This is a genomic window from Olavius algarvensis spirochete endosymbiont, assembly GCA_900608495.1.
GTDB lineage: Bacteria > Spirochaetota > Spirochaetia > DSM-2461 > DSM-2461 > UBA2779.
Genome location: UWYT01000111.1, coordinates 1 through 232, shown reverse-complemented (window position 1 = coordinate 232; position 232 = coordinate 1). Strand labels below are relative to the sequence as shown.

Below are 232 nucleotides of genomic sequence, written 5' to 3'. Positions count from 1 at the left end.
ATATTGAAGAGATGGAGTACGAGGGCTCCATCTCCCAGGGAAAGAAAATCCTCCACCTCCATTCGCGCAGCTATAGAAGCACTGAGGAACTGGAATCTCACGATATTCTAACGTATCAGTACGATGATAAGGGAAGGCTTATCGCTTTTATAGCCAAAAATGCAGGAACGGATCCCACAACTTGGCGTAAAACTCTGGAATACGATGCCAATCAAATCATTGTAAAGTCAGA

At 44.0% G+C, this 232-nt stretch carries 1 protein-coding gene; it reads left to right on the top strand.

What is annotated here, in order from left to right; genetic code table 11:
• Positions 1 to 11: 11 nt before the first annotated feature.
• Positions 12 to 232: hypothetical protein (locus S1OALGB6SA_RS10545; protein WP_230204378.1), on the top strand; the 221-nt coding region annotated here is incomplete at its 3' end.